This window comes from Duganella margarita, assembly GCF_009857535.1.
GTDB lineage: Bacteria > Pseudomonadota > Gammaproteobacteria > Burkholderiales > Burkholderiaceae_D > Rugamonas > Rugamonas margarita.
The window spans coordinates 1-5,114 of the sequence record NZ_WWCS01000051.1; the positions used below are offsets into that span (position 1 = coordinate 1).

5 protein-coding genes are annotated in these 5,114 nt (G+C 69.8%); all 5 read left to right on the top strand.

The annotated features are described in order from the left end of the window. Window positions 1–578, top strand: a 578-nt coding sequence (locus GTP55_RS28960) for an exosortase C-terminal domain/associated protein EpsI (protein ID WP_161048227.1), incomplete at its 5' end; no start/stop codon positions are given. Then, entirely contained in the window at window positions 565–1,725 is a 1,161-nt protein-coding gene (locus GTP55_RS28965; RefSeq protein WP_161048228.1) for a TIGR03088 family PEP-CTERM/XrtA system glycosyltransferase, read from the top strand. The genes GTP55_RS28960 and GTP55_RS28965, both read left to right, overlap by 14 nt. Before the next feature lie 2 nt (window positions 1,726–1,727). Further along, entirely contained in the window at window positions 1,728–3,653 is a 1,926-nt protein-coding gene (locus tag GTP55_RS28970; protein WP_161048229.1) for an XrtA/PEP-CTERM system amidotransferase, read from the top strand. Beyond that, window positions 3,653–4,861 (top strand): TIGR04063 family PEP-CTERM/XrtA system glycosyltransferase, encoded by a 1,209-nt coding sequence (locus GTP55_RS28975; protein ID WP_161048230.1) that lies wholly within the window; start codon window positions 3,653–3,655, stop codon window positions 4,859–4,861. The genes GTP55_RS28970 and GTP55_RS28975 overlap by 1 nt, the downstream gene beginning before the upstream one ends. After that, the coding region (locus GTP55_RS30395) for a hypothetical protein (RefSeq protein WP_202423911.1) at window positions 4,858–5,114 on the top strand (257 nt) is incomplete at its 3' end. The genes GTP55_RS28975 and GTP55_RS30395, both read left to right, overlap by 4 nt.

Sequence of the window (5,114 nt, forward strand, 5' to 3'; positions counted from 1 at the left end):
TGCTGCGCGCGCCGGCCGACAGCGTGCCGGCGCCGGAGCTGACGCTGGCTGCCGCCGCGCCGCCGTGGCGCGCCAGTGCCATGCGCGCCGACGACTGGCACATGCCGCATATGGGCCAGCCGCAACGCATTTCGCGCAACTACAGCGACGGCCGCCGTACCGTGTCGTTGCAACTGACCTGGTACCGGCATCAAACGCAAGGCGCCGAGCTGCTGGCCCAGGTGCCGCGCCCGGTGCTGGCCGGCGTGCCGCAATGGGAGGAAGTCGACGTCCGCCAGCGTCCGCTGGTCATCGGCGCACGCCGGCTGCGCGTGCGCGAATCGCTGCTGCAGGCCGCCGGCGACAAACTGCTGGTGTGGCGCTGGTACCGCCAGGACGGGGTCGACTTCGCCAGCCCGCAAGTGCTCAAACTGAGGCTGGCCAAAGCCAAGCTGACCGGTGGCAACGACGGCGGCGCGGAAGTCGTCCTGGCGGCCGCCTACGATGAACAGCCGGCGCAGGCCGAAGCCGCCATGCGCGACTTGCTGGCCGCCATGCTGCCCGCCATTGACCAGGGGTTGCGCCATGTCGACCGCTGACAACGCGCCGCTGATCGTCCACCTGATCCACCGCCTCGACATCGGCGGCCTGGAAAACGGTCTGGTCAACCTGATCAATCACCTGCCGCCGGAGCGCTACCGCCACGCCATCGTCTGCCTGGAGGACGCCAGCGATTTCCGCCTGCGCATCCGGCGCCCGGGGGTGGAAATCATCAGCATCAACAAACAGCAAGGCAAGGACTGGTCGCACTACCTGCGCCTGTTCCATACGCTCAGGCGCCTGCAGCCGCAACTGATCCATACCCGCAACCTGGCCGCGCTGGAAGCCCAACTGCTGGCGGCGGCGGCCGGCGTGCGGCTGCGCGTCCATGGCGAACACGGCCGCGACCTCGACGACCTCGACGGCAGCAAGCGCCGCTACCGCCTGCTGCGCCAGCTGCTGCGGCCGCTGATCGGCCACTTCATCGCCGTCAGCAAGGACCTCGAGGCCTGGCTGGTGGACAGCATTGGCGCCCGGCCGCAGCGGGTCACCCGCATCTGCAACGGCGTTGACAGCCTGCAATTCCATCCACGGCTGGGGCCGCCAGCGCCGATCGGCCCGCCCGGCTTCGTCACCGAACACGCGTTCGTCATCGGCAGCGTTGGCCGCATGGCCGAAATCAAGGACCACCTGACGCTGGTGCACGCCTTCCTGACGCTGCTGGCCCAGGGCGGCGTGGCCTCCAGCCGCTTGCGGCTGGTCATCATCGGCGACGGCCCGTGCCGCCATGCCTGCCAGGAGGTGCTGCGCGCCTCCGGCACCGCCGCCCTGGCCTGGCTGCCCGGCGCCCGTGACGACATCGCCCGCCTGCTGCGCGGCATGACCGTGTTTGTCCAGCCGTCGCTGGCCGAGGGCGCCTCCAATACCGTGCTGGAAGCCATGGCCACCGGCCTGCCGGTGGTGGCCACCGCCGTCGGCGGCAATCCGGAACTGGTGCTGCCGGGCTGGACCGGCACGCTGGTGCCGCCGCGCGATCCCGGCCAGCTGGCCGCCGCCATTGCCGACTACTACCGCATTCCGGGCCTCGCCGCCCAGCATGGCGCCCGCGCGCGCCGCCGCGTGCTGGCCGAATACAGCCTGTCGGCCATGGCCGCGGCCTACCTGGCCGTCTACGACCGTCTGACCCGTCCCCCGATGAAAGGATAGCCATGTGCGCGATCGCCGGAATCTTTGATCTCTACCAGCAGGCCGACATCGACCCCGCCGTGCTGCGGCAGATGACCGACCTGCAGCGCCACCGCGGTCCGGACCAGGCCGGCATGCACCGCGAGCCGGGCGTCGGCCTCGGCCACCGGCGCCTGGCCATCATCGACCTCGCCAGCGGCGCGCAGCCGCTGTTCAACGAAGACCGCAGCGTGATGGTGGTCTACAACGGCGAAATCTACAACTTCCCGGCGCTGATGCGCGAGTTGCAGCAGTTTGGCCACAGTTTCCGCACCCGCTGCGACACTGAAGTGATCGTCCATGCGTGGGAACAATGGGGCGCGCGCTGCGTCGAGCACTTCCGCGGCATGTTCGCGTTTGCGCTGTGGGACCGCCGCCAGCGCTGCCTGTTCCTGGCGCGCGACCGGCTCGGCGTCAAGCCGCTGCATTACGCCGTGCTGGACAACGGCCAGTTGATTTTCGCCTCGGAAATCAAGGCGCTGCTGGCGCACGGGCAACTGCGGCGCAACCTCGACCCGCTCGCCATCGACGAGTATTTCGCCTACGGCTACATCCCCGAGCCGCGCACGGTGTTTCGCCAGATCCGCAAGCTGGAACCCGGCCACACGCTGCTGGTGCGCCACGGCAGCGCGCCCGGCGCCCCCCACCGTTACTGGGACGTGCCGTTCCAGCGCCATCGCCTGATCAGCCAGGACCACGCGGCCGACGAACTGCTCGCCCGCCTGCGCGAGGCGGTGCGCATCCGCCTGGTGGCCGAGGTGCCGCTGGGCGCCTTCCTGTCGGGCGGCGTCGACTCCAGCGCGGTGGTGGCGATGATGGCCCACGCCTCGCCCACCCCGGTCAACACCTGCTCGATCGCTTTCGACGAGGCGCAGTTCGACGAATCGCGCTACGCCACCCTGGTCGCCGAACGCTACCACACCCATCACCACAGCCAGCGGGTAGCGCAGCACGATGCCGACCTCATCGACCAACTGGCCGCGCTGTACGACGAACCCTTCGCCGACAGTTCCGCCCTGCCCACCTACCGCGTGTGCCAGCTGGCGCGGCAGCGCGTGACGGTGGCGCTGTCCGGCGACGGCGGCGACGAGAATCTGGCCGGCTACCGCCGCTACCGTGACCATCTGCACGCCGAACGCTGGCGCGCGCTGCTGCCGCTGGGCGTGCGCCAACCGCTGTTCGGCACGCTGGGCCGGCTCTATCCCGCCGCCGACTGGGCGCCGCGGCCGCTGCGCGCCAAGACCACCCTGCAGGCGCTGGGGCGCGATGCCGTGGCGGCCTACTTCGACCGCGTCTGCCTCCTGAAGGACGCGATGCGCGCGCAACTCTTCAGCCCGGCATTGCGGCGCGACCTGGGCCCCTACCACGCGGTGCAGGTGCTGCGCCGCCACGCCGCCGACTGCCCGGCCAGCGACCCGCTGTCGCTGGTGCAATACCTGGACCTCAAAACCTACCTGCCCGGCGATATCCTCACCAAAGTCGACCGCGCCAGCATGGCGCATGGCCTCGAAGTGCGCAGTCCGCTGCTCGACCACTCCCTGGTCGAGTGGATCTCGGGCCTGCCGCCTGACCTCAAGCTGCGCGGCGGCAGCGGCAAATTCCTGTTCAAGCAAGCGCTGGCGCCGTACCTGCCGCATGAACTGCTGCACCGGCGCAAAATGGGCTTTGCCGTGCCACTGGCCGACTGGTTCCGTGGCCCGCTGCGCGCGCGCCTGCAACGCAGCCTCACCAGTCCTGTGCTGGAGCACTGCGACATGTTCAACCTGCCCTACGTGCAGCAGCTGATGCAGCAGCACCAGTGCGGCCAGCGCGACCACAGCGCGGCGTTGTGGTCGCTGCTGATGTTCGAATCCTTCCTGCGCCAGTCGCTGCACACGCCCGGCCGGCGCCTTGAACAGCAGGCCGCATGATGCGCATCCTGCACATCCTCGACCATTCCGCGCCGCTACACAGCGGCTACACCTTCCGCACCCTGGCCATTCTCGGCCAGCAACGCCGCATGGGGTGGGACACGCTGCACCTGACCAGTGCCAAACAAGGCGCGAGCGAAGCCGAGCAGCACGTCGACGGCTGGCATTTCTTCCGCACGCCGCCGGAGCGCCGCTGGTGGGCGCGCCTGCCGCTGCTGGCGCAGCTGGCGGTGATCACCAGCCTGGCGCGCCGCCTGCGGCAGGTCGCGCAGGCGGCGCGGCCGCACGTGCTGCATGCCCATTCGCCGTCGCTCAATGCCATCGCCGCGCTGCATGTCGGGCGCGCGCTGGCCATTCCCGTGGTCTACGAAATCCGCGCCTTCTGGGAAGACGCCGCCGCCGACCAGGGCCACGGCCGCACCGGCGGCCTGCGTTACCGCCTCAGCCGGGCGCTGGAAACCTACGCGCTGCGCCGCGTGGACGCCATCACCACCATCTGCGACGGCCTGCGTGACGACCTCATTGCGCGCGGTATCCCGGCGCCGCGCATCACCGTGATACCCAACGCCGTCGACAGCGGCCGCTTCCTCGCCGCGCCGCCGCCCAACCGCATGCTGGCGCGGCGGCTCGGCGTACACGGCAAGGTGGTGCTGGGCTTTATCGGCTCCTTCTACCACTACGAAGGCCTGGCGCTGCTGGTGCAGGCCTTGCCCGGGCTGCTCAAGCTGGCGCCGTCGCTGCAGCTGCTGCTGGTCGGCGGCGGTCCGCAAGGAAAAGAACTGCGGGCGCTGGTCGACCAACTGGGGCTGCAGGGCAAGGTCATCTTCTGCGGCCGGGCGCCGCACGCGCAGATCGCCGAATATTACAGCCTGGTCGACATCCTGATCTACCCGCGCCTGCCGATGCGGCTGACCGAACTGGTCACGCCGCTCAAGCCGCTCGAGGCGATGGCGCAAGGCCGGCTGATCGTCGCCTCCGACGTCGGCGGCCACCGCGAGATGATCGAACACGGCAAGACCGGCCTGCTGTTCAAAGCCGGCGACGCCGCCGCACTGGCGACCCAGGTGCAGCACCTGATCAGCCACCCGGAGCTGTGGCCGACGCTGCGCCAGCAGGCGCGCGCCTATGTCGAAAGCGAACGCAACTGGCACAACAGCGTGGCCCGCTACGGCGCCATCTATCAGCGCCTGCTGGCGCCGGTCCCATGAACGGCCTGCGCATCGCCCTGGTCGGTCCGCTGCCGCCGCCGGCCGGCGGCACGGCCAACCAGACCGTGCAGCTGGCCGCCCTGCTGCGCGCCGCCCAGAGCGTGATTAGTGTAAAAAAGCTCGGTGGTCGCAGTATCATTAAAAAAGTCCAGCGCCAGATCGTTGTCGCGTTGCGCGATCGCTTTCTCGAAGGTGGTGGCATCCTTCATCGCCTTGTCCAGCGCGGCGCGGATGTCCGGCGGCAGGCCGTGCC

What these genes read in the sequence shown, in the direction of transcription:
- GTP55_RS28965 (WP_161048228.1), top strand. Translation starts at nt 565, where the DNA reads ATGTCGACCGCTGACAACGCGCCGCTGATCGTCCACCTGATCCACCGC.
- GTP55_RS28970 (WP_161048229.1), top strand. Translation starts at nt 1,728, where the DNA reads ATGTGCGCGATCGCCGGAATCTTTGATCTCTACCAGCAGGCCGACATC.
- GTP55_RS28975 (WP_161048230.1), top strand. Translation starts at nt 3,653, where the DNA reads ATGCGCATCCTGCACATCCTCGACCATTCCGCGCCGCTACACAGCGGC.